At 41.1% G+C, this 22,637-nt stretch carries 21 protein-coding genes and 1 pseudogene; 21 read left to right on the top strand and 1 reads right to left on the bottom strand.

The genetic code is table 11. From position 1 onward, the window contains the following. The first annotated feature begins 73 nt into the window (after window positions 1-73). The 12 genes from C427_RS15625 (at window position 74) to flgL (ending at window position 11,906) form a co-directional block, all read left to right on the top strand. Window positions 74-907 carry a CheR family methyltransferase gene (locus tag C427_RS15625; protein WP_007637820.1) on the top strand — a complete coding sequence of 278 codons (834 nt, stop codon included), beginning with the start codon at window positions 74-76 and terminating at the stop codon, window positions 905-907. Window positions 908-1,001: 94 nt separating this feature from the next. Beyond that, a complete protein-coding gene (flgB, locus tag C427_RS15620) occupies window positions 1,002-1,400 on the top strand; it encodes a flagellar basal body rod protein FlgB (protein WP_007637821.1) in 399 nt (132 codons plus the stop codon). A 2-nt stretch (window positions 1,401-1,402) separates the two neighbouring features. Next, window positions 1,403-1,825, top strand: a complete 423-nt coding sequence (flgC, locus tag C427_RS15615; protein ID WP_007637824.1) for a flagellar basal body rod protein FlgC — start codon at window positions 1,403-1,405, stop codon at window positions 1,823-1,825. Between the two features lie 40 nt (window positions 1,826-1,865). Then, window positions 1,866-2,549, top strand: coding sequence for a flagellar hook assembly protein FlgD (locus C427_RS15610; RefSeq protein ID WP_007637825.1), 684 nt, complete (start codon window positions 1,866-1,868; stop codon window positions 2,547-2,549). A gap of 14 nt (window positions 2,550-2,563) precedes the next feature. Then, window positions 2,564-3,928 carry a flagellar hook protein FlgE gene (gene flgE, locus C427_RS15605; protein WP_007637826.1) on the top strand — a complete coding sequence of 455 codons (1,365 nt, stop codon included), beginning with the start codon at window positions 2,564-2,566 and terminating at the stop codon, window positions 3,926-3,928. Window positions 3,929-4,069: 141 nt separating this feature from the next. Next, on the top strand, window positions 4,070-4,813 hold the full coding sequence (locus tag C427_RS15600) for a flagellar basal body rod protein FlgF (protein ID WP_007637827.1): 744 nt from the start codon (window positions 4,070-4,072) through the stop codon (window positions 4,811-4,813). Window positions 4,814-4,887: 74 nt separating this feature from the next. Next, entirely contained in the window at window positions 4,888-5,676 is a 789-nt protein-coding gene (flgG, locus tag C427_RS15595) for a flagellar basal-body rod protein FlgG (protein ID WP_007637828.1), read from the top strand. 67 nt (window positions 5,677-5,743) lie between these two features. Next, a complete protein-coding gene (gene flgH / locus C427_RS15590) occupies window positions 5,744-6,391 on the top strand; it encodes a flagellar basal body L-ring protein FlgH (RefSeq protein ID WP_007637829.1) in 648 nt (215 codons plus the stop codon). 13 nt (window positions 6,392-6,404) lie between these two features. After that, complete coding sequence (locus tag C427_RS15585) at window positions 6,405-7,517, top strand: flagellar basal body P-ring protein FlgI (RefSeq protein ID WP_007637830.1); 1,113 nt, start codon at window positions 6,405-6,407, stop codon at window positions 7,515-7,517. A gap of 18 nt (window positions 7,518-7,535) precedes the next feature. Then, window positions 7,536-8,519 (top strand): flagellar assembly peptidoglycan hydrolase FlgJ, encoded by a 984-nt coding sequence (flgJ, locus tag C427_RS15580; RefSeq protein ID WP_007637831.1) that lies wholly within the window; start codon window positions 7,536-7,538, stop codon window positions 8,517-8,519. Further along, on the top strand, window positions 8,516-10,669 hold the full coding sequence (gene flgK, locus C427_RS15575) for a flagellar hook-associated protein FlgK (protein WP_007637832.1): 2,154 nt from the start codon (window positions 8,516-8,518) through the stop codon (window positions 10,667-10,669). The genes flgJ and flgK overlap by 4 nt, the downstream gene beginning before the upstream one ends. Window positions 10,670-10,682: 13 nt before the next feature. Further along, on the top strand, window positions 10,683-11,906 hold the full coding sequence (flgL, locus tag C427_RS15570; protein WP_007637833.1) for a flagellar hook-associated protein FlgL: 1,224 nt from the start codon (window positions 10,683-10,685) through the stop codon (window positions 11,904-11,906). A 232-nt stretch (window positions 11,907-12,138) separates the two neighbouring features. Here flgL and C427_RS15565 read toward each other — a convergent pair whose 3' ends face one another. After that, complete coding sequence (locus C427_RS15565; RefSeq protein ID WP_015431050.1) at window positions 12,139-13,116, bottom strand: hypothetical protein; 978 nt, start codon at window positions 13,114-13,116, stop codon at window positions 12,139-12,141. Window positions 13,117-13,394: 278 nt separating this feature from the next. Between C427_RS15565 and C427_RS15560 the strand changes: the two genes are divergently transcribed. The 9 genes and pseudogenes from C427_RS15560 to pseB all read left to right on the top strand — a co-directional run bounded on the left by C427_RS15560 (window position 13,395) and on the right by pseB (window position 22,625). Next, window positions 13,395-14,219, top strand: coding sequence for a flagellin N-terminal helical domain-containing protein (locus C427_RS15560; protein ID WP_007637837.1), 825 nt, complete (start codon window positions 13,395-13,397; stop codon window positions 14,217-14,219). A 419-nt stretch (window positions 14,220-14,638) separates the two neighbouring features. Beyond that, window positions 14,639-15,465, top strand: a pseudogene (locus tag C427_RS15555) (flagellin N-terminal helical domain-containing protein). A 549-nt stretch (window positions 15,466-16,014) separates the two neighbouring features. Beyond that, a complete protein-coding gene (locus C427_RS15550) occupies window positions 16,015-16,839 on the top strand; it encodes a flagellin N-terminal helical domain-containing protein (RefSeq protein ID WP_007637839.1) in 825 nt (274 codons plus the stop codon). Window positions 16,840-17,916: 1,077 nt separating this feature from the next. Continuing rightward, complete coding sequence (locus C427_RS15545; protein ID WP_007637840.1) at window positions 17,917-18,741, top strand: flagellin N-terminal helical domain-containing protein; 825 nt, start codon at window positions 17,917-17,919, stop codon at window positions 18,739-18,741. A 72-nt stretch (window positions 18,742-18,813) separates the two neighbouring features. Further along, the gene (locus tag C427_RS15540; RefSeq protein WP_007637841.1) at window positions 18,814-19,242 is read left to right on the top strand and encodes a flagellar protein FlaG; all 429 of its coding nucleotides are present in this window, start codon (window positions 18,814-18,816) and stop codon (window positions 19,240-19,242) included. Window positions 19,243-19,301: 59 nt separating this feature from the next. Next, window positions 19,302-20,759 (top strand): flagellar filament capping protein FliD, encoded by a 1,458-nt coding sequence (gene fliD, locus C427_RS15535; RefSeq protein WP_007637842.1) that lies wholly within the window; start codon window positions 19,302-19,304, stop codon window positions 20,757-20,759. A 40-nt stretch (window positions 20,760-20,799) separates the two neighbouring features. Continuing rightward, window positions 20,800-21,231 carry a flagellar export chaperone FliS gene (gene fliS / locus C427_RS15530; protein WP_007637843.1) on the top strand — a complete coding sequence of 144 codons (432 nt, stop codon included), beginning with the start codon at window positions 20,800-20,802 and terminating at the stop codon, window positions 21,229-21,231. Continuing rightward, the gene (locus C427_RS15525) at window positions 21,228-21,536 is read left to right on the top strand and encodes a hypothetical protein (RefSeq protein ID WP_007637844.1); all 309 of its coding nucleotides are present in this window, start codon (window positions 21,228-21,230) and stop codon (window positions 21,534-21,536) included. Before fliS ends, C427_RS15525 begins: the two co-directional genes overlap by 4 nt. Before the next feature lie 90 nt (window positions 21,537-21,626). Continuing rightward, entirely contained in the window at window positions 21,627-22,625 is a 999-nt protein-coding gene (gene pseB, locus C427_RS15520) for a UDP-N-acetylglucosamine 4,6-dehydratase (inverting) (protein WP_007637845.1), read from the top strand. Window positions 22,626-22,637: the final 12 nt, after the last annotated feature.

Below are 22,637 nucleotides of genomic sequence, written 5' to 3'. Positions count from 1 at the left end.
AGAGCTGTTGATTAAGATTATGGGAAATATGTTGTTTTTGAATTTTCAAAAATATACTGATAGAGAGCATTGAGTGACAGGTAAAGAGTTTGATCAGCAACATTATATTTCTTTTAGTTATTTCTTGGAGCGATCCTGTGGCATCGTTTTAGGGGATAATAAGCAGTATTTAGTGCGTAGTAGGCTGCTCCCATTAATCAAACAGTTTAACTATGAGTCTATTAACGCTTATATAGACTCAATAATTAAAGGCAACCGGCAACATCAAACTGCCGCCATTGAAGCCATGACAACGAATGAAACCTTATGGTTTCGTGATGATTACCCTTTTAAACTGCTTGAGAACCCCATACTTAGCCAGTTTTCTGACAAAACTAGACCCTTGCGTATATGGAGTGCCGCTTGTTCGTCAGGTCAAGAAGCCTACTCAATTGCCATGACTATTTTGAATTACAAGAAACAACGCTCAAATAGCTTTCGTGCTGGTATTGAGATTGTTGGGACTGATATATCCGAAGAGATGTTGCAACGTTGTCGGTCAGCAGAGTACGATCATTTGGCCATTTCTCGTGGTCTACCAGAGCAATTCAAATTAGATTTTTTTGAACCAGCGGATAACGGTAAATTGCGCTTAAAATTACCCGTAAAAGCCTTAGCCAAATTTAAAGCTATCAACTTATTAGATAGTTATACATCACTTGGCAAGTTCGATATTATATTTTGTCGTAATGTGCTGATTTATTTCTCTCCCGAAGTGAAAAAGAAAATACTGCAAAAGATTGCCGCATGCCTGCAAGATGACGGCGTATTATTCCTTGGCGCATCAGAGTCTATTTCAGGTTTGACTGATAAATTTACCATGGTCAGGTGTAATCCAGGCCTTTATTACCTTATAAAACCTCAATAAACCTACCTTAGAGCTCTGCCTCTATTTTAATCTTGCTAATATTGTTGCCTATGGCACAGTCCTTGCTGCATCTCGGTACATAGAGGAGAAGTACATGGCTATTAACCTAGACAACTTGATGGGCTTTCATCATAAAGCCCTGCAGGTCAGAACTGACAGGATGGAAGTACTCGCTGGAAACTTAGCGAATGCAAACACACCAGGCTACAAGGCAAGAGACATCGATTTTCAAAAGGCGATGAAAAGCGCACAGCAATCTAGTGGTCAAAATTTAACTCGCACTCATGACAACCATATTAAAGGTTCTATGAAAAGTACGGGTGAATTGCAGTTTCGTATCCCAAATCAATCTGACACCGGTGATGGCAATACGGTTGATGTTCAAATTGAAAGAAATACATTTTTAGACAATGGGTTACGTTATCAAGCAGGAATGGAGTTTCTTAACGGTAAAATTAAAGGCATGAAAAAAGCCTTGAGTGGAGGTCAGTAATAATGAGTTTATTTAACGTGATGGACATAGCTAGCACAGGTATGAGTGCACAAAGTGTACGTCTGAATACCACCGCCAGTAATGTGGCGAATGCTAATAGTGTCAGCAGTAGTTATGACCAGACATATAAGGCTCGCCATCCTGTTTTTGCCGCTGAATTACGTCAAGCATCTGAACAACAAGGTGTGGGCAGCAGGGTAAAAGTGCTGGGGATAGTCGAAAGTGCTAAGCCCTTACAAATTGAGTACAGCCCTGGACACCCCATGTCGGACGAAAATGGTTATATCTACAAACCCAATGTCAATGTAGTTGAGGAAATGGCGGATATGATGTCTGCATCTAAAGCCTACGAGACAAACGTACAGATAGCAGATACCACTAAACGAATCTTTAGGAATGTGCTAAGACTCGGTCAAGGTAACTAATAATGAGTAGCAACCGCAAGTCATATATAGAGGAATAATTGTGGAAACAGTAAACAATGGTCTAAACACCAACTTGTACTGGCAACCAGAAAAAACTGGGGTATCTGATAACAGTAATCAGACATTGAGCCAGGAAGACTTTTTCTCTTTATTGACTGAGCAGTTAGCTAATCAAGACCCTACAAAGCCAGTTGATAACGACCAAATGGTCGCACAAATGACCAGCTTCACTATGGCTGATGGTATAGAGCAGCTTAACGACAAGTTTACTGATTTTGCTACTTCTATGACCTCTAATCAAGCATTACAGGCATCCAGTTTGATTGGTCAAGAAGTGTTATTGCAAGGTGACATCGGATATATCTCAGCTGAAGGACAGAATGTTTCTGGTGTAGTAATTACCGAACAAAGTGTTGGGGGTCTTGAAATTACCATCGAAAATGAAACCGGTGAAATTATCAAGTCAATTAATGTCGGCACCCAAGCAGCAGGTAATATTGAGTTTAATTGGGATGGAACTGATGTAAACGGCAATAATATGCCGGTTGGCAATTATGTGGTACGTGCGCAAGGCAATGTGGCAGGCGAGTCAGTAGTATTGCCCACAGCAATAAATAGACAGGTAGGCAGCGTAAGTGTAGCTGCAAGTAGTCAAGGTATTATTCTTAATTTGGACGGCGATGTAAGTGTCAAACTTAAAGATGTCATTCAAATCGGCGGTTAACAGGAGAGAAAATTATGTCTTTTAACATAGCGTTAAGTGGCGTGTCAGCGGCACAAAGAGACTTAGATACAACAGCAAACAACATTGCTAACGTTAATACAGTAGGCTTCAAAGAGTCTCGAGCAGAATTTGGTGATGTATATGCTCAATCTTTGCTGGCAGGCGGCAAAACTAAAGTGGGTGACGGTGTTATTACCCAAGAAGTAGCTCAACAGTTTTCTCAAGGTAGCTTACAATTTACTAACAATGCTTTGGATTTAGCCATCACCGGTAATGGCTTTTTTGCTACAGTGCCTGGTTTAGACTCTAGGGACTTTTCCTACACACGTGCTGGAATGTTTAAATTAGATTCCAGTAACTTTGTGGTAAATTCTAATGGTGACAATTTATTAGGTTTTCCGGTCAATGCCGACGGTACTTCAGCATCAGTGGCTTTAAGTACCACCGAACCCGTGAGTATTCCAGACTCTTCAGGCTCACCTACAGCTACTTCTGAAGTCAAGCTGAAGATGAATTTACCCGCAGGAGATGAAGCAAAAGAACCTGCTTTCTTCGACCCAGACGATACGACTACCTATAACGCAGCAACGTCAGTGACTATTTTTGATTCGTTAGGTGATAGCCATGTACAGACTTATTATTTCTTAAAAGATAATACTCCAGGTAACGATAATCAATGGTTAGGGATTACTTATGTAGATGACCAGCCTCTTGCTGATGGTGCTTTAGGTGCGGTTAATACCGTAGGTGCAACTTCTTTAGGGGCTGAAATTCCCGCATTTAGATTAGAGTTTAGTAGTGGTGGTGACTTTCAAGCTATGTTTGATTCTGCTGGCGAGCCCTTGGTTTTAGGTGATGCAACTTCAGTCCCTCTTGGGGGGGGGATTTTAACCAACGGTTCGGATCCTAGTCAGACTGTTACCACAAACTTTGTATTGGATTCCAATACCGCTGTATCAGGGGAGCCCACACAGTTCGCCTCGACATTTGAAGTTACTTCATTAGAGCAAGACGGTTTGGCTGTAGGTCGTTTGACAGGGATAGCTATTGATTCCGATGGACTTGTAAGGGCAACTTATTCAAATGGTACATCTGAACCCATCATTCGAGTAGCTCTGGTGCGTTTTGCAAATGATCAAGGTCTAACTCAACAAAGTAACACTCAGTGGCAAGAAAGTATTCGTTCCGGTGAAGCGTTAGCCGGCGAAGCCACTACTGGTACTTTTGGTGATATTAACTCATCTGCATTAGAGCAGGCAAATGTTAACCTTACCACTGAGCTTATTGACCTGATTATTGCCCAGCGAAACTTCCAAGCCAATTCAAGAGCCTTGGAAATTAACAATCAGTTAAATCAAACAGTACTCAACATTCGTTAATAACATACTGATATTTATGTCTTTATTGGGCTGCTTTCGAGCAGCCTTTTTTATATCTGACGTATAGATAGTTTAATAGCCTTAGATGGCATCTTATTTGCACATATCTTAACCAAGTTCCAAATAGGTCAAGATTCTGTCATGGATAAACTACTTTACATTGCTGCCAGTGGCGCTAAACAAGACTTATTAGGTGCATCGGTTCGTGCCAATAACTTGGCTAATGCGCAAACCACTGGTTTTAAGGCACAACTTGAACAAGCTCGTGCCATGCCCGCATTTGGTGAGGGTTTGCCGACGCGAGTGTTTTCTATGACAGAAAATGCTGTTAACAATTTTGACGGTGGTGCCATGATCCAGACTGGCAGAGAGCTGGATTTGGCGATACAAGGCGATGGTTGGTTTTCAGTTCAAGATGCACAAGGCAATGAAGCTTATAGCCGTAATGGTAGTTTCGAATTAGGCCCTAACGGCGAACTCAAAGATTCATACGGTAATACTGTTATTGGTGATTTTGGGCTTGTATTTTTGCCTGTTCCTTTATCCAAAATCAATATAGCGAATGACGGTACGCTTTCAGTTCAACCTCAAGGCGCGCCCGAAACTGTGCTGGAAGAAGTAGGTCGACTTAAGTTTGTGAACCCAAATGTGCGGGATATGGAACGGGGGACTGATGGCCTGTTTCGATTAAAAACGGGCGAATTAGCCGAAGAAGATGCGTTAGTTAGTATTCGTACAGGTGTGCTTGAAGGCAGTAATGTTAACCCTGTGGAAGAAATGGTCAATATGATCAATTTGCAACGGCATTATGAAATGCAAATTAAAATGATGAAACAAGCAAAAGAACTAGATACCCGTGGTAATCAATTGTTGCGCATTATCTAAAGTAATTGTGGCGCAGCTGATTATGACAACCGTTAGCAAAATGAGCCGACAACCAAAATTTTAGGAGACAATCTATGCATCCTGCATTGTGGATAAGTAAAACAGGCCTAGATGCCGCTCAGACCGATGTCGCAGTAATATCCAATAACTTGGCTAACGCCAGCACTGTGGGTTTTAAAAAAGACCGTGCTATTTTTGAAGATTTGCTTTATCAGAATATCAATCAACCGGGTGGCCGTTCTTCCGCGGATACTGAGTTACCTTCTGGATTGATGTTAGGGGCTGGTAGTAAAGTGGTAGCGACTCAAAAAGCGCACACTCAAGGTAATATGCTGACGACTGAAAACTCTTTAGACATGATGGTACAAGGCAAAGGTTTTTTTGAAATATTACAACCAGATGGTAGCACTGCTTACACTAGAAATGGTCAATTCACGCTTAATGACCAAGGTCAAATAGTCACCCCTGGCGCTGGATTTTTACTGCAGCCAGCGATCACCGTGCCAGAAGATGCGCAGCAGTTAACTATCTCGCAAGATGGCGAAGTCTCTGCTTCTGTCAGAGGGCAAGCTGACCCACAAGTATTGGGGCAGATTAGTTTATCCGATTTCATTAACCCCACTGGTTTGCAACCCACTGGGCAGAACTTATATGTTGAGACGGCTGTAAGTGGTGCGCCAATACAGGGAGTGCCTGGCTTAGAAGGCATTGGCACTATATTGCAAGGGGCGCTTGAAACTTCTAATGTGAATGTCACAGAAGAGCTCGTCAACTTGATTGAAAGTCAGCGTTTGTACGAAATGAACTCAAAAGTAATTTCAGCCGTTGACTCGATGTTGGGTCAGGTTATTCAGCAGCTTTAATGAGAGTGAAATAGTGATGATTAAGTCAACGTTATTCAAATTAGCATACTTATGTTTAGGCATAGGTATGCTAAGCGGTTGCCAATCTACTAACAGTCATCAACCATTACCAAATGACCCATTTTATGCACCTATTAGGCCCGAAGTCCCACGCCAAAAAGTAGCTGAAGATGGGGCTATTTTTCAAGCTGATATGGCAAATAACCTTTTCTCGGATGTAAAAGCTAGGCGTGTTGGCGACATCATTACGGTTAACCTTCAAGAAAACACTCGAGCCACTAAATCAGCAAGTAACAGTACGTCAAAAGCAACCGGTGTAGCGGTCAACCCGATAATCGGGTTGGGGGGAAATGCCCTCAACCTTGGTGGTGAGTCTATACAGATGGGCCTAGATGCATCTAATGACTTTACAGGTGATGCCTCGGCCAATCAAAGTAACAATTTAACCGGCGCTATATCAGTGACCGTGGTGCAAGTACTAGCAAACCAAAACTTATTGGTCCGTGGTGAAAAATGGCTGACCTTGAACAATGGTGACGAATACATTCGCTTAACCGGTGTCGTTCGCCCAGATGACGTTAGCCCAACTAATGAAATAGAGTCGACCAAAATAGCCAATGCACGCATCCAATATAGCGGCACGGGTAGTTTTGATAGAGCACAAAAGGAAGGCTGGTTAAGCGGTTTTTTCTCATCTGAATATTGGCCGTTTTAGTAAGGAAAATTATATGAAGACTTTTATTACCCTGATGATCGTAGTCAGTTTGATGTTGTCGCCCATGACTTATGGGCAAAGAATAAAAGACTTAGCCACTGTTCAAGGAGTCAGAAGTAACCAGTTAGTAGGTTATGGTTTGGTAGTGGGGTTACCTGGAACAGGGGAACAGAGCCCATTTACAGAGCAAAGTTTTCGCACCATGTTATCGAATTTTGGTATCAGCTTAGATAATAACCTTAAACCTAAAATTAAAAATGTTGCCGCTGTTGCTGTGCATGCTTTGCTGCCTCCTTTTATCAAACCAGGGCAATCCATTGACGTCACTGTTTCCTCTATCGGTGAAGCTGCGAGTTTGCAAGGAGGCACACTGATACAGACGTTCTTAAAGGGATTAGATGGCAATGTTTATGTTATAGCTCAAGGCAGTTTAGTGGTCAGTGGATTTGGCGCAGAAGGCGGTGATGGTTCAAAAATAGTGGTCAACACGCCTACTGTTGGTCGTATTGCTAATGGTGGCTTAGTGGAGCGAGCTGTGCCAAGTGGCTTTATGCAAAATGACTATTTAACACTCAATTTGAAATACCCTGACTTTTCAACTGCTAAAATCCTGGCTGACACCATTAATACTCGTTTAGGGGCTGACCCAGACAAAGGTTATGTTATTGCCACACCTATCGACGCGGCTTCTGTCAGGGTAAATGCGCCTAGAGGTGTCGGGGCAAGAGTTGGCTTTCTGGCTACACTAGAAAACTTTGAATTTACCCCAGCTAAAGCCTCTGCAAAAGTGGTGATCAATAGTCGCACTGGCACCATCGTGATTGGACAAGATGTGCGGCTTTTACCTGCCGCTATTACTCATGGTGGACTAACAGTAACCATTGCTGAAAACCAAATAGTCAATCAGCCTAATACATTAGCTGATGGTGAAACTGTGGTGACGACTCAATCTATTATTGACGTGAATTTAGACGACACTCGTATGTTCACTTTTAATCCCGGCGTGACGTTAGATGAGTTGGTCAGGGCAGTGAATGAAGTCGGTGCAGCACCAGGTGACTTGATGGCTATCTTAGAAGCACTACGCGAAGCAGGAGCCTTACAAGGCGACCTGGTCGTTATTTAAGGTTATCTGGAAAATCTTATGGAACAGTCACTTATTACCCAAAACCCACTTGAATTATCTCGAAATGCTAATGATATTAAAGGTTTGGATGCGTTGCGCCGTGCAGCGCAAAGCGGTGACAGTAAAGCATTAGATGAGGCAGCCAAACAATTTGAGGCTATCTTTGTGCAAATGATGCTCAAGTCGATGCGTAAAGCGCAAGACGTGATGGCGGATAAAGATAGCCCATTTAACTCAGAACAAGTTAAATTTTATCGAGATATGCACGATACTCAGATAGCCAGTGACTTAGCCAGTAATGGCAGTATAGGGCTAGCGGATATCATTGTGCGGCAACTTGGTAAAGCTGTTGACGGGTATATGCCTGCTGGTGCCTTACGTAGTGATGGTAATCTTTCTAGTATTAATCGAAATGCAATCGCTAGCACTCAAAAATCCCAAGAAGAGGTGTTAGGCAACCAATCAATTAAAACCTTTCAATCGTTTAAAACTGCAGCTTTTGACGATGCGCAGTCTTTTATCGAGCAGCTTTATCCCGCAGCTCAACAAGCAGCTGAAGAGCTAGGTATAGACCCGAAGGCTTTGTTAGCGCAAGCAGCTATTGAAACTGGTTGGGGTCAGCACATGATCCATAATACTTCTGGACAGAATTCTCACAATTTATTTGGTATCAAAGCCGATCGACGTTGGCAGGGTGACCGAGCGATGGTCGATACTATCGAATTTGAGCAAGGTGTTGCCGCTCCAAAAAAAGCGCCCTTTAGAATGTACGATTCCTTTGCCGACTCGATGCAAGATTACGTCGGTTTTGTAAAACAAAATTCGAGATATGAAGACGCAGTTAAGCACAGCCAGTCACCACAAGATTATTTTTCAGAGTTACAAAAAGCGGGTTATGCCACTGACCCCGATTATGCAAATAAGGTTATTGCTGTGTTTGAAGGTGAACAGTTTAAACAATATTCACTGGAAAAATTCAGCGATAGGGGCGAGAAAAAATGATTTACAGTAATAACAATATCAGAACTGCAGATTTATTTTCTATCGCTAAAAGTGGTGTGAATGCCAGTAATGAATTGCTGAACACTGCTGGTCACAATATTGCTAATGTCAATACTGAAGGCTATGTGCGCGAACGTACTAGCTTTCAAAGCCAGCTAACTGGGGGAGTCGGACAGTCTACCACTGAGCGAGTGTTGAATGTATTTGCACAAAATCAATTACGACGTGATACTACATTGCAAAGTGAACATGAGAATTTTTATAACAAAACGGCGGTGATAGATAACGTATTTGCCAGCGAAGCGAATAGCATCTCTGCCAGTATGAGTCGTTTTTTTTCCGCTGTACAAACGGCAACGGATGACCCTACAAACCTTGCTGGAAGGCAACTAGTTCTAGGTCAAGCAAAATCATTAGTTGGTCAAATCGGAACCGTGTCAGCTTTCTTGCGAGACAAAGAAGAAGAACTGAATTTAGAAATTAGTGCCCATGTTAAGACCGCGAATTCACTGGTACAAACCATTGCTGATTTGAATGACGCGATCGTGGTGAATCAAGCTAGTAATCCAAATGATGAACCCGGAACCTTAAAAAACCAGCGTGACAGTGCCATATTAGAATTAGCCAGTTTAGTGTCTATTGAAGTCCGCCAAAGCTCCGGAAATGATGGGCGAGTGATGGTTAACTTAACATCTGGGGAATCACTGGTTATGCAAGATGGATCGTTTAATGTTTTAGAGGTAGAAAATGACGCAGATTTAAACTACCTGTCATTACAACTTTCTAGTCGTGGCAAACCTACCGTCTTAAATGTTGATGAAAACGAGTTAGGAGGAGCAATTGGTGGATTGCTGCGTTATCGAGATGATGTATTAGAAACTAGTCGCAGAGAGTTAGGGCAAATAGCACTAGCGCTGACGGAGTCGATTAACACTCAAAATCGGCAAGGTATGGATCTGGATCAGCAACTGGGTAGCGATATATTTTCACTTCCAGAGTTTGTGGGACTTGAATACCCTGATAATGCGAATGGTGCCAGTGTGGTGACAGGGCGAATTACCGCGGGTGCTGCGGGTGAAATCAGCAGTGCAGATTATCAAGTGACCATCAATAGTGTGACGCCTGGCGCTCCATCAACGCTTGATGTAACCGTAACTGCGCTGAATGCCGATGGCACCATAATTAAAGATGTAAACGGTAATGATATCACCAAGAATTATCCTACAGTAGATGCACAGTCCGGTATCTTTACTAAAATGCTAGGTGGGGTAGAGTTGGAATTTTCCAGTGGTGCCACTTATACCTCAGGTGATCAATTTTTAATCCAACCGACTAAAAATACTGCTGATAAAATTGAGGTTATAATGACTCGCCCTGAGGACTTAGCATTAGCTTCACCTATTCGATTAGATACCAATATAGGTAATTTAGGTGACGCTGAGCTTGTCTCTATTAAAGTAACGAATAATTTTGTAGACAATACATTCACTGATAGTAAAGCATCTGGTTTTGATGGAGCGGGTGGTTTACATGGTCCAGGCAGTTCACCAACAGGTGCCGGTGGTGTAGGGGCCCCAGTACAGATTTTCTTTACTGCAAATGATGAATATGAAGTCAGAGATAGTACCGGAAACACTATTACTACTGTGTCTGGTGTGACCGATTTAAATAATTTGATGGCGCAAGCTGAAGGAAGTGCTGGGTGGCCTGCTGCCTTCAGTGCATTAGATGACTATCCTGGCTTTGAGTTGTCCTTACAAGGTGAGCCTAAGGCTGGAGATGCTTTCACAATTGGTTATAACACAGACGGGTTGAACGATAATCGAAATGGATTAACGATGGCAGACTTGCAGAATAAAAATAGTCTGCAAGTTAATAATAGTGGCTCTGGATCGCCGGCAAGTTTTCACGAGGCTTATGCTAATATTGTGAGTGATATTGGACAACAAGCCGCCAGTGCTGATATAGCATTGCAAGCGGCTGAGGCGCTTAAATCTCAGTCAAGTGATTGGTTTCAATCAGTATCGGGGGTCAGCTTAGATGAAGAAGCCGCAAATTTGGTCAGGTATCAACAATCTTATGCGGCAGCAGCGCGCTTGCTCAGTACTGCACAAAACTTGTTTGATACTATTTTAGCCGTTGTTCGATAACTAAAGGTAAAATATGCGTATTTCCACAGGGCAACTTTACGACCGTAGTATCCAATCTGTATTAGATAATCAAGCGGGTTTATCGGATATTCAACAACAATTATCTTCAGGAAAAAAACTCTTGCGTCCGTCTGATGATCCTGTAGGAGCAGCCCAGGTTATAAGGTTAACCGAAGAAATTGATTTAATCGCTCAGTATAAAAAGAATACTAATTTATTGACCAATAGTTTGGAGCAAGAAGAAACCGTTTTAAGCAGTGTAAATAATGCGATTAACCGTGCTCGAGTATTAATGGTCCAATCGGGCAATGGCATTCTCAGTACTGGAGACAGAAAAGCGATTGCGATAGAGGTGGGCCAAATTCGTGATCAAGTCTTTGATTTAATGAATAGCCGCAACCCTGCTGGAGAATATATTTTTGCTGGGTTTCAGTCTGCATCTCCAGCATACAGTTTAAATGCGAGTGCATCAGGTAACAAATATAATTTCGAAGGAGACGGAGGCGAGAATAAAATTAAGGTGTCGGATACCATTAGTTTACAAATGAATAATTCTGGACAGGAAGTATTTGAAAATGTGTTTTCTCGTTTCAAATCGACTATTACCGGCACTTCAGGAGCAACATCTGCGTCGTTAGAAGTTCAAGGTCAAAGTGCCTTCGATAAGTTTCATAAAAATAGTTATGATGCAGTCAATCCAGCCAACAACGAATTTGAGGTGAGAATTATTTCGGCGTCCCAAGCGCAAGTATTCAATGTAGGGTCTGGAGCTGTTTTAGATACGATTGACTTCTCAAGTGGTAGCGCACTTTTGTATAAAGGTTTAGAGTTTAATATCACTGGTACTACTGGTGACACAGTTAACTTTCAGTTAGAGAAACCAGAAAAGAAAAATATAGCTGAAACACTCAACGATTTCGTCAATTTATTAAATAACACAAATGTTAGTGCCACAGGCCTTGATGAGGCTTTATCAGATGCACTGGTTGGTGTAGATAATTCATTAATTAGCATGGCCAACGCTATCTCTGAAATTGGTGGGCGAGGCAACGTTGCTGATTCTGTATTGGCTTCAAACTTAGACCTAGACATTGCTAACCGTTCGGCCCGTTCGAATATCGAAGATGTGGATTACGCCGAAGCAGTGTCAGAACTCAGTCGTCAAGAGACTGCTTTGCAGGCAGCCCAAGCCACTTTTGCTCGGGTAACAGGTACTTCATTATTTGATTTCATCTAGGCCTACCTAACCTGAACTCGGGTTAAGAGGTGCCGATGCCCTAAAAGTAATTATAATAAAAACATTATGTCAGATAGTTATAATTGATTGAATAAGGCATTGAACGCATCCAGTGCTGCTGTTATTGCGTTTATCGAGGCGAGCTTGTAAAGGAATAGTTAGCTATTTTGAGCAAGTTCAACGAAGATAGGCGCGCTAATAGTGATGCTGGACGGTATGGCTTATCCAGAACTCAGGTTACCAATACTTTATTATTAATCAATGTATTTAAATTGATCTCAGCTAAATACACACAAATTTTGTTGTCCTCATGTGATGAATAATAACTAACGTAAAGCATATCATCTTCCAATATACCCTTTTCTAATACTCCTTTTTTCAAAACTAAGCTTGGATAACCGTTGTCGCCAACTGAAGGAAAAATCAGAAACTCTTGTAAATCACCATTCGACAAATTCATTTTAAGTAACCCTGTTACAAGTTTCCCCTGTTTGATTATTCTGCCACCGACCAACGCGAAATATGTATCTAGGCGCAACATAACAGGACCACCAATATAACGTCCTAAATCTAGCCAACGCCATTTTTTAAAAGGGAATGAACTTTGCCTAAGTTGCGCTGAGTAACTGTCGGCATCTCTTCTTACTATTGCAAGGGCGTTATCATGGTCAAAAATAATATCGCTTTCATTTGGATATCCTTTTTTGTGCTTCTTCAAACTTAAGGCAAAAGGTTGATGCAGATGAAAACTTCTTCTGGGATTACCTGAATATAAATGGATCGTGTTTTGTTTTCTATTGTAAGCAAAACCAAATGCTTGACTTTTATGCCATCTTACACGCCATAACCACCACCCTCTATCTGCATATTCTATGGCTGCGGACCAACTATACCCAGTTTGTGATACCCAATTTAAGTTTCGCGTGCTGAGTGTTTGGTTAAGCTTAGAGGTTTGACGAGCATAAGCAGTTAGCAGCATGTCGCCATCTGGTGTAACTATTATCTTAGGGTCTCTTAGATCAGTTTTAGGAACGGTTATTCGTCTTGAATGTAAAACGTGACCTTGGGTATCTAAGGTCAGAATGCAGATCCTGCCGTCGGCGCTGATGTGATTTTCAGCTTCTCTGTAACAGCAATATAATTGTTGTTTAAACTCACATAAATCTACAAATGCATTGTGAACGGCTTTACTTCCGATTTTTTTAACCAATTTAGGGGCATTTTCAAAACCTTTTTATCATATTTAAACCATTGAAACTCAGGTGAAAACCAAATGCAAAGGTGGCAATTTTTTGCCGATTCTCAGAAAAAAGGCAAATTCATGTTAAAGGGAATTTTAAATGGGTCGATATAGTTTTCGAGAGGGCCAGTAGTAATGATTTTTAAAATACAAAATCATTACTCTATTAGTGTTATTTAACCAGCCACATAATTATTTAATTATGTGGTCGCCAGCATCGTCTGGACTGAGAGTGTAGGAGAAAAACCATGGGTTTATTCGTAAATACCAATGTTTCATCGTTGAACGCACAGCGTAATTTGTTCGATTCAGCGCAGTCTTTAAGTACATCTTTTGAACGTTTGTCTTCAGGTTTTCGTATTAACCGAGCAGCTGATGATTCTGCTGGTTTGCAGATCACTGACAGATTAACCACCCAAGTACAAGGTCTTAACCAAGCAGCACGTAACGCCAATGATGCTATTTCACTGGTGCAAACAGCTGAAGGCGCGTTAGGCGAAGTGACTACGTCACTTCAACGTATCCGTACGCTTGCAGTACAATCCCAAAATGGTATCAACTCCTCTGCTGATCGCGCCGCGTTGCAGAAAGAAGTGACCGCCCTTAAAACTGAAATTAGCCGTATTTCTACCGACTCGCAGTTTGGTAACCTAGATATTCTAAAGGGTGATTTTTCATCTAAATTTCTAGTAGGTGCCAATGGTGGCCAGACAATCTCAGTTAACTTATCTAGAACAGATGGTTACGGTGCTAAAGGATTAGGTATCGGCGGTACTGATGTGTCGACTGTAGATGGAGCTTCAGCTGCATTAACGGAACTAACAACTGCCATATCGGCTGTGGGTGGCGTGCGTGCCGATTTAGGTGCCTTGCAAAACCGTTTTCAATCAACTATTCGTAACCTAACTAATATTTCTGAAAATGTGTCAGGGGCAAGGAGTCGTATTCGAGACACTGATTTTGCTTCTGAAACTGCGGAATTAACGCGTAATCAGATTATTCAGCAGGCGAGTTTGACTGTATTAAGTCAGGCTAATCAGCGTCCACAAGCGGCTCTATCTTTACTAGGTTAATCTTTGCTGGGTTAGTCGTTTATTCAGACTAACCTTCGATTAGCCTAGGTTTCGAGACCCTTCTTCTGTTTAAGGCTTAGAAGCCAGGGGGTAGTGCACTGGGTTGATAAGAACCGAGCAGTTGAGAGTTTCGCTCACTCTCTCAATTGAAAGAGCGCTTAGCCGGAGAATTTCTCCGGCTTTTTTCGTTGTTTAACTTATTGAAATATATAGTATTAAAAAACTAGTCTATTTTTCTCCTAAAGAAATTTTCCTTGTTGCACGATACATAAACATAGACGTTACGCATCTAATAAAAATATAAGCGAACGCCTTTGTAGAAGCTGAATAAAAATAAAAGCACAGCTCTGCAACCATTAAGACAACTAATAATAATAATAGTCTGGTGGTGTTTACAACAAATCGTTAGGAGATTAAAAATGAGCTTATTCGTTAACACGAATGTGTCGTCGTTGAATGCAACTCGTCAGTTGTTTACGTCGAACAACAATTTAAATACGGCCTTTGAAAGGTTGTCCTCGGGTTTTAGGATTAATGGCGCGAAGGATGATGCTGCAGGTTTACAAATATCCAACCGTCTTACCACTCAAATTCTTGGATTAGATCAGGCCGTGAGGAATGCTAACGATGGGATTTCTTTGTCGCAGACCATTGAAGGCGCACTTGCTGAAACAACATCAGCATTACAAAGAATTCGTGTTTTGGCTGTTCAATCTCAAAATGGTATCAACTCGTCGTCAGACAGAGTTGCACTGCAAAAAGAAGTGACGGCATTGAAGAACGAAATGAGTCGTATTGCATCTACATCACAATTTGGGGGGGTAAACTCTTAGATGGTGCATTCTCATCAGCTTTTTTGGTGGGAGCTAACGCAGGTCAAACTATCAGTGTGAATGTTGAGCGCATCGGTGGGTTCGGTGCATCTGGATTAAATGTGGCTGATGTATCTGTACTAACTGAAGGGCAAGCATCGGCAGCCATGAATGCTGTGACTGAAGCAATCTCAATTATTGATGCTAAGCGAGCGGATTTAGGTGCGCTTCAAAACCGTTTTCAATCTACGATCAGAAATTTAAGTAATATTTCTGAAAATGTATCAGCGGCAAGAAGTCGTATTCGTGACACTGATTTTGCCGTCGAAACGGCGGAATTAACCCGCTGGCAGATCATCCAACAAGCTAGTATCACGGTGTTAGGTCAAGCCAATCAACGCCCTCAAGCAGCATTGCAGTTATTACAAGGCTAATAATTAGAGATAAACCAGGTGTGAAAATACGTGTATAAACATGAGCAATTGCGGGGGCAGGCTGCAACTAAATATACGAGGGAACATTTGCCTAGAGTTGAAAATATACAGATCTAGTTAGGTGATAAACGGTCGAATTGCAAATTGTGGGGACAGGCTGCAACCGACCGAGGGATATAATATTATTAATTTTTATCAACACGTTACAATAGTTTTTAGCGTGAGATGACTGCGATTTAACACGTAAATCCGAGACTTTTTTGTTAAATCGCCAACAGACAAAATAGACGCCAGGAGGTAGTGAGGTATTGAGGTTTAGGCCATCAATTCTGTCTGTCAGCTTGAGCACAAGCTCACACTTTTTGCATTTGCTTTTTGTGTTTCTAACACTTAACAAAAATGCTAGCCAGGGTACCAGCTAGCATTTAGATTAAAGCATGTAGCGTGCCAATAACGCATTTAACATGTTGATTTTAATTTTAGCAACACCAGAATATCACTGACACTAAAAACAAAAATGATAAGTCAGTGCATAGTTAGGAGATAACAATGAGTTTATTTGTTAGTACTAATATGTTGTCGATGAATGCAACTCGTCAGTTGTTTACGTCGAACAATAATTTAAATACGGCCTTTGAAAGGCTGTCGTCGGGCTTTAGGATTAACGGCGCAAAAGATGATGCAGCAGGATTGCAGATATCTAACCGAATAACCACTCAGGTTTGGGGTTTAGATCAAGCCGTCAGAAATGCCAATGATGGGATTTCTTTATCACAGACGATCGAGGGAGCACTAGCAGAGACTACCAGTGCTTTGCATCGAATGCGTGTGTTTGCAGTGCAATCGCAAAACGGAATTAATTCGTCCGCAGATCGAGTGGCACTGCAAAAAGAAATCACTGCACTGAAAAACGAGATTAGTAGTGTTGCTTTGAAATCGCAATTTGGTGGCGTAACCGTATTGGATGGTGCATTTTCTTCAGCGTTATTGGTGGGAGCGAATGCGGGTCAGACGATTAGTGTTAATGTAGTGCGAACTTGGGGATATGGCACATCTGGGCTTTTTGTGGCAAGTATATCGGTGATGATTGAATCAGAAGCCTCAGCAGCGATGGCTTCATTTTGGGAAACTATCTCCATTATTAGTGTTCAGCGAGCAGATTTAGGTGCTATACAAAATCGTTTCCAATCAACTATCAGAAATTTAAATAATATTTCTGAAAATGTTTCAGCGGCAAGAAGTCGTATTCGTGACACCGATTTTGCCGTCGAAACGGCAGAGTTAACCCGCTGGCAGATTATTCAACATGTCAGTATAACGGTGTTAGGGCAAGCGAATCAGCGTCCTCAGTCAGCATTACAGCTATTAGGTTAATCATTCGTATACATACGATTTCGATATCAAGAGGGTAGGAAATGAGAGGCCGCCCGGGGCTGTGCCCTGAAAAGTAACGATGGAATGTTATTGTGATATGCTACGGAGGGCACTATTTATAAGGTTACGTTGTAGTTGTATTAGCAGCTATTGATGTAACCAATACCGAGTTTGCTCCAACTCCTAACGTGAGCAAGTTGGTCGGGGACACCCTGTAAGGGTTTTGCCCCGGCTTTTTTAACAAAAGCCGTAAGGCGCAGTATTTTTAAGTCTTGTGGTACAAACAATATTTCTTCGTTTGTTTACATCTTAGATGTGTAAATTAAAACGCCGACTAACAGGACCGAGAGTGTAGAAGTTTGGTTGAGAGGCCAGTATTCAGCTCTTCTAACCCTGCCAGTCGGACAGAAACCTTATTTGCTCCATTTCCTAACGTGAGCAAGTTGGTCGGGGACGCTATGTAAGAGTATTTTCCCCGGCCTTTTTTCATTAGCAACTAAGTGTTTTCACAAGACTAAGTGTTTTCACAAATAGTCTGCTAATGTCCCTGATCCCAAAGCATGTTGTGTGCCAACATTGATTATTTATGTTTTTGTAATCGTTGAAGCACTGCATCTTCTTACCTGACACAGTATATGTTTGTCATTAATGTTATTTCATTACTGCGCCCGATTATCTTCATATCCAAAATTGTTTCAGCTTATGTTCAAGACATCGGCAATTTATATCTTAGGACATGATAAATCTGGGGATGCAAGATAGTGGAGAGGTTTCTAAAGAAAATCACTTGAAACCTTTTTTCACTGAGACGGTTGTTAAATATTAGTAAAAGTCAGATCTGAGATCAGGAATAATAAATAAAAAATCGAAAAAAAACTAAAGTTACTGTTGTAAGTGTCGATACGTAGGTCGAGGGTTGTCTAATTGATCGCTTTTAGCCTCGTTTGACGATAGAGGTGTTGTTAAATGATGTAAGTGAGGTGATGGTCAAGAAGAGGTTTTTGACCATCTATATTGAGGCAAACTTACTAGTACAATCACGCTATCGGCGTGCGGTGAGTTTTCAGGAGGTTTTTTATGGGTTTATTTGTCAACACAAATGTGTCTTCTTTGAATGCACAGCGCCAGTTGTTCAGTTCTGGTCAAGCTTTGAATTCATCTTTCGAAAGATTATCTTCAGGTTTTAGGATAAACCGTGCTGCGGATGATGCCGCTGGTTTGCAGATTTCAGATCGTCTTACGACACAAGTACAAGGTTTGAATCAAGCAGTACAAAATGCGAACTATGCGATTTCACTCACACAAACAGCTGAAGGTGCATTGGGTGAGGTTACAACTTCATTACAACGCATTCGGACTTTAGCTGTGCAATCTCAAAATGGCATTAACTCTTCTGCTGATCGAACGGCGTTGCAAAAAGAAGTAACTGCATTAATAAATGAGATCAGTCGTATCGCATCTGATACACAGTTCGGTAATCTAGATACTTCAAAAGGTAGCTTCTCTTCAAAATTTTTAGTTGGTGCTAACGCTGGACAGACTATCTCTGTCAACTTGTCTAGAGCAAGCGGTTATGGCTCTTCTGGTTTAGGCATCGCTGCAACCGATTTGTCTACTCTTGATGGGGCTTCCACAGCACTCATTGCAATAACAACAGCAATATCTGCCGTGGGAGGTATTCGTGCCGACTTAGGTGCCTTGCAAAATCGCTTTCAGTCTACTATACGTAACCTGAGTAATATCTCCGAAAACATCGCCAGTGCTCGTTCACGGATCCGAGATACAGATTTTGCTACAGAAACCGCTGAATTGACTAAAAACCAGATAATTCAGCAAGCGTCTTTGTCGGTCTTAAGTCAAGCCAAGCAAAGACCACAGGCTGCATTATCATTGCTTAGCTAATATTTAGTTTCGCAACTATTCTTTGGGTGGCTGCTGCAGAGTAGCCATTAGTATTTTATATAAAGGTGATTTATGGAAATTAATGTATCACAAGTTGGCCAAGATTTTGCTGTACCTAGGGAAAGTACCACCGCAGATAGTATTCGTACAAACCGATTAACGGAAACCGAACAGGCATCAGCGCAACTAGAAACTAAAGATTTATCTGAGTCAGCCGACACAAGTGAAATAAAGGAACAAGTGCCTATTGAGGTTAGTTCGGGGCAAATTGACACGGCTGTTTCACAATTAAATGATTTTGTGCAGAGCAACAGTAGGCAGTTAAATTTTTCGGTAGACGAAGGCAGCAATAAACAAGTTGTTAAAGTAACTGACTCGGAGTCTGGTGAAATTATTCGACAAATACCTTCTGAAGAAATACTAAGAATCTCAGAACGTTTGCAAGACTTGCAAACGGAAGTTGGAACAGCAGTAGGTTTACTATTTAACAAACAGGTTTAATGTCAACATTTGTGACATTAACTTTATCCTTCAGAATATTGTTGGAGTAGAGGCGTGATATGTCAATTCAGTCATTAGGTGTCGGTTCAGGTTTGGATCTTGAAAGTTTAGTTGGGCAATTGCTCGATGCTGAGCGCAAGCCGAAAACTGATGCTCTGAATTCCAGAGAGGAAAACGTTGAAGCTGAAATTTCTGGAATTGGTAAGTTAAAATCCAAACTTGAGGATTTTCAAGAAACCTTAGATAGCTTGCGTAGTAATGCGAACCTCAAAGGGCGTGAGCCAAGTATAAATAATCCATCAGAGGGCGTCGAACCTTTTACAGCTGAAGCATCCAATAGTGCACTAGAAGGTGACTACAATATAGCCGTAAGTCAGCTCGCTAGCGGTAGCCGAATTGAAACCGCAGATGCAAGCGATGGTGGCTTTGATAGTTCCACTGATACGGTATTAAGCACTGGTACCGCCAAACTTATTTTTAAAATTAATGCCACCAGTGATTCATTTAGTATCAACTTAAATGCTGGTGACTCATTAGAAGACTTGCGAAACGCCATCAATGCTTCAAACGATAACTTTGGTGTCACGGCCAGTATTATAGATACAGGTACTGCTGTCGGTGGTGCAAAATTAGTATTTACTTCGAACACGCCCGGCGAAGGAAATGACTTAGTTATTGTCAACTTTAATGATGTAGCTGAACTGGATCTTGTTTCAACTACAAACTCTACTGAGGCTTCTACTTATTTAACACCTGTTACTTTTGCTCAAAACGCCAAAGCCAATATCGACGGCATTGCTGTAGAAAGTAAAACCAATAAATTTGAAAATGTAATAGAAAATGTCAGCTTCGAGGCTTCTGAAAGATCGGAACTAGAATCAGATGGCATAACATTTAAGACATCAAATTTGAGTATTGGCTTTGACAAAGAAGCCGTCGAGGAAACTATCAGAGAGTTTGTTAAGGATTTTAACGCCTTACAAGCCGAAATAAAACTGCTTACTAAATACGGTGAATCTGATTTAGAGGACGATGGTTCGCTCGCTGGTGATTCTTTGGTTAGGGGCATACAAACAGGTATAAATAATATTCTTTTTTCTTCTGTTGACTCATCTGCCCTAGGTGGTCTTTTCCAAGTTGGTATAGAGTATAACGATCAGGGCGAGTTGGAAATAAGTTCCACCGACAATATCGGGTTGGGCAGTGGTGACGATCGTCTAAAAGAGGCATTAAATGATAATTTTGATGATATTGCCGCTTTATTTACCGATGAGAAGCAAGGTATTGCTGTTCGCCTTTTTGATTATGTTGAAGAATACACCAGTTTTAGCGGGTTACTTAAATCCCGAGAAAATACTGCTAAAGACCAAAGGGAGCAAATTTTTGATGAAAGGTTAAACCTGGAGTTAAGACTGGCTAAAACTGAGGAGATATTACGGGCTAAGTATTTAAATCTTGACCAAACAGTAGCAAGATTAAATTCAACAGGTTCAGCTTTATTGGCGACTTTAGGCTAAATTTAATGTGGTTTAACTATTTAATAAATGGATAATCAATATGGCTTTAAAAGGTATCAATGCCTATAAAAAAGGCAATTTGAAACAACAGATCAGTCAAGCCGATCCGCACAAGTTAACTGAAATGTTAATGCAAGGTACGTTAGATAAGCTTGCTTATACCAAAGGCTGTATAGAACGAAAAGATTATGCTGGCAAGTCTGAACATATTTCTAGAGCAACAGCTATCTTGATGAACTTGCGAGATACTCTAGAATTGGAGGCCGGAGGTGAGGTGGCTGATAATTTATATTCTCTTTACGATTATATGATACAGCGCTTGATTGATGCTAATGTTCAGAATAACTTGAAGATTGTTGATGAAGTGATTACTCTGTTTTTACTGATTAAAACAGCTTGGTCGCAAATTCCTGAGTCATCTAAGCAAGAGGCTTATGAGATGCAGAGGCAAAAACGTCAAGCAGTGATTTGAAAAAATTAATATTAGATCATTCTTATACACCTTCCCCATTAAAAAGTATTAATCAGGATCTATCAGAGCTAACGACTGAAAATGATCCTGATGAGTCCGTGTTTTTGAAACTTGTAACGCAACGCGACGAATTTATCCAGAATTTCCTAGAAAATATCCCTGAAGAAGAAAAAATTAAGTTTGTGACCGCTGAATTGCAAGTTAATGGCGCATTAGTTGCTTATGCTGAGGAATCATTTAAAGCGTCATTAAAACAACTCTCCGGATTAGTACGTGGTCGCAAAGCAGTGAATAAATATCGATGAATATCAGAGATTTTAACGAGTTATATCAATTGGGTGATGCATCAAGTCAATATGCATTTTACCCAACTAAAATGATTGTAAGGGCTGTTTATGTTTAATAATAAATCTATTTTAATTACGGGCGGAACGGGATCATTTGGTAAACGTTTTACTGATTTTCTGACCAAAAACTATTCTCCTAAAAAAGTGATTATTTACTCCCGAGATGAGTTAAAACAATTTGAAATGCAGCAACATTATAATGCGTCTTGCATGCGTTATTTTATTGGTGATGTGCGCGATAAAGAACGTCTAATATCTGCGATGCGCGATGTTGATTATGTGGTGCATGCCGCAGCCCTGAAACAAGTGCCAGCTGCAGAATATAATCCTAATGAGTGTATCAAAACTAATATATATGGTTCTCAAAATGTGATTGATGCAGCTATTGCCGCTGATGTAAGTCGGGTGATTGCGCTGTCTACCGATAAAGCTGCTAATCCAGTTAATTTGTATGGCGCGACTAAACTTGCCTCAGATAAACTGTTTGTCGCTGCCAACAATATGTCCGGTGCTAAGGGCCCCAGATTTGCTGTAGTACGTTATGGCAATGTTGTTGGTTCTAGAGGCTCAGTAGTACCATTTTTTCATAAACTCTTGGATGAGGGTGTAACTAAGTTGCCCGTGACTCATGCGGAAATGACACGCTTCTGGATCACCCTAGACAACGGTGTAGAGTTTGTTGTAAAGAACTTTCAGCGTATGCAGGGTGGCGAGATATTTGTACCTAAAATTCCTTCTATTCGTATTTTAGATCTGGTCGAATCTATTAGTGGCAACCGAGATTATGAAATAGTGGGTATTCGCCCTGGCGAGAAACTGCATGAAGTCATGGTGCCAGAGGAAATGGCGCATCATTCTCTTGAATTCGATGATCATTACGTGATTACGCCTGCGATTAAGTTCTTCGATAAAACAGTCAATTACTTAAAAAACAAATTAAGTGAAGTCGGGAAGCCGGTAGAAGAAAAATTTGAATATCACTCAGGTACTAATCCACACTTTCTAACAATAGATGAATTAAAGTTACTTGATAAAGTCATATTGTAAGGGAGATATTGC

This window comes from Paraglaciecola psychrophila 170 (assembly GCF_000347635.1).
GTDB classification, from domain to species: Bacteria; Pseudomonadota; Gammaproteobacteria; order Enterobacterales; family Alteromonadaceae; genus Paraglaciecola; species Paraglaciecola psychrophila.
This window is presented reverse-complemented; position numbering and strand designations above follow the sequence as displayed.

Bases quoted from the DNA above. Each gene is read 5' to 3' on its own strand.
- flgB (WP_007637821.1), top strand. From the start codon at position 1,002: ATGGCTATTAACCTAGACAACTTGATGGGCTTTCATCATAAAGCCCTG.
- flgC (WP_007637824.1), top strand. From the start codon at position 1,403: ATGAGTTTATTTAACGTGATGGACATAGCTAGCACAGGTATGAGTGCA.
- flgE (WP_007637826.1), top strand. From the start codon at position 2,564: ATGTCTTTTAACATAGCGTTAAGTGGCGTGTCAGCGGCACAAAGAGAC.
- C427_RS15600 (WP_007637827.1), top strand. From the start codon at position 4,070: ATGGATAAACTACTTTACATTGCTGCCAGTGGCGCTAAACAAGACTTA.
- flgG (WP_007637828.1), top strand. From the start codon at position 4,888: ATGCATCCTGCATTGTGGATAAGTAAAACAGGCCTAGATGCCGCTCAG.
- flgH (WP_007637829.1), top strand. From the start codon at position 5,744: ATGCTAAGCGGTTGCCAATCTACTAACAGTCATCAACCATTACCAAAT.
- C427_RS15585 (WP_007637830.1), top strand. From the start codon at position 6,405: ATGAAGACTTTTATTACCCTGATGATCGTAGTCAGTTTGATGTTGTCG.
- flgJ (WP_007637831.1), top strand. From the start codon at position 7,536: ATGGAACAGTCACTTATTACCCAAAACCCACTTGAATTATCTCGAAAT.
- flgK (WP_007637832.1), top strand. From the start codon at position 8,516: ATGATTTACAGTAATAACAATATCAGAACTGCAGATTTATTTTCTATC.
- flgL (WP_007637833.1), top strand. From the start codon at position 10,683: ATGCGTATTTCCACAGGGCAACTTTACGACCGTAGTATCCAATCTGTA.
- C427_RS15560 (WP_007637837.1), top strand. From the start codon at position 13,395: ATGGGTTTATTCGTAAATACCAATGTTTCATCGTTGAACGCACAGCGT.
- C427_RS15550 (WP_007637839.1), top strand. From the start codon at position 16,015: ATGAGTTTATTTGTTAGTACTAATATGTTGTCGATGAATGCAACTCGT.
- C427_RS15545 (WP_007637840.1), top strand. From the start codon at position 17,917: ATGGGTTTATTTGTCAACACAAATGTGTCTTCTTTGAATGCACAGCGC.
- C427_RS15540 (WP_007637841.1), top strand. From the start codon at position 18,814: ATGGAAATTAATGTATCACAAGTTGGCCAAGATTTTGCTGTACCTAGG.
- fliD (WP_007637842.1), top strand. From the start codon at position 19,302: ATGTCAATTCAGTCATTAGGTGTCGGTTCAGGTTTGGATCTTGAAAGT.
- fliS (WP_007637843.1), top strand. From the start codon at position 20,800: ATGGCTTTAAAAGGTATCAATGCCTATAAAAAAGGCAATTTGAAACAA.
- pseB (WP_007637845.1), top strand. From the start codon at position 21,627: ATGTTTAATAATAAATCTATTTTAATTACGGGCGGAACGGGATCATTT.